General features: G+C 45.8%; 1 protein-coding gene. It reads right to left on the bottom strand.

From position 1 onward, the window contains the following. On the bottom strand, positions 1-852 hold an 852-nt coding region (locus tag C9889_RS09965), incomplete at both ends, for an S-layer protein domain-containing protein (RefSeq protein ID WP_318531600.1).

Here is an 852-nt window from a genome sequence, read left to right as displayed (position 1 = left end):
AGTTCTGGGCATCCCATGTGAAATTATCGGATGCAACTGCACCACGGAGTTCATATGTTCCAGGTTCGGTCTTTTCAGTGAACAGATACCAGAGGGTTCCACCATCGTTTCCGAGAACCTTGAGTTCATCGGTGATGTCAAGGACTTCATCATCTGGGATATCGAGTTCTTCTGTGTTCTTCATTACGATTGGACCATCGACGGATGTTACAATAAGTTCACCGAATTCATCATCGACTTCGAGTACCAATGGATCTTCGGAAACCTGGAAGACACCTTCGATTACACAGAGACTGTCAACCTGTCCCTGGAATACTTCATCGATGTGGACCATGATGGTTGCAATGTCTTCATAGTCACCAACATCCTGTTCATAGAACCAGGTCTTGTTAGCGGTGGTTGCATCACCGGCAGTGTTTACGATCTTATCATCTACAAACTCACCGTCTTTGGTGAGTTCAAGCCAGACCTTGTTACCATCAACATCGATCTGCTGTGGTGTGATTGCGTAGCCGTTAGCAAGTTCAAGGGACTCACCTGTTCTCACGGTGTAACTGGTGTCATCATCCATGAGAATCTTGGAGAGAGTGTCAACTTCACCATCGACTGCGAAGTATTCCTCTGCAAAGAGACCTACCTTGGAATAGTCATAGAGAGCAGAGGTGGATGCATTTGCTGTGAATGCAAATTCTGGTTCCTGGCCAGTAACTGCTGCTGCTTCGTAAACAAGGTCTTCTTCTTCAGCGATAACTCCAGTGGACTGGTTAATAATCAGTGTTTCAGAAGAGTCATCTTCATCAATGTCATACCAGAAACCGGCAAAGTTCTGGGCATCCCATGTGAAATTATCGG

It is taken from the genome of Methanohalophilus profundi (genome assembly GCF_004137855.1).
Lineage (GTDB): Archaea > Halobacteriota > Methanosarcinia > Methanosarcinales > Methanosarcinaceae > Methanohalophilus > Methanohalophilus profundi.
The sequence above is the reverse complement of the archived record's forward strand: the minus strand, read 5'-3'. Positions and strand labels throughout refer to the sequence as shown.